At 59.7% G+C, this 221-nt stretch carries 1 protein-coding gene; it reads left to right on the forward strand.

Going from position 1 to position 221, the window contains the following annotated elements:
• On the forward strand, nucleotides 1-221 hold a 221-nt coding region (locus tag DKT72_RS19015), incomplete at both ends, for a G5 domain-containing protein (protein ID WP_220628167.1).

Below are 221 nucleotides of genomic sequence, written 5' to 3' on the forward strand. Positions count from 1 at the left end.
CAGGCCGATGTGCGCCAGCAGGGCGTCAACGGCGAGAAGACGCAGGTGTACGACGTCACCTATGTGGATGGCGTGGCCGAATCGGAGACGCTGAAATCGGAGACCGTCACCTCGATGGCCATCGACCAGATCATCGCCGTAGGCGCCGCCAAGTCTGATACCGATAAAGGTTCCGATAAGAAATCCGACTCCGCCGATAACGGCAAGGCCGATTCCGGTTC

This window comes from Confluentibacter sediminis (genome assembly GCF_003258355.1).
In the GTDB taxonomy this organism is placed as follows: Bacteria; Bacteroidota; Bacteroidia; order Flavobacteriales; family Flavobacteriaceae; genus Confluentibacter; species Confluentibacter sediminis.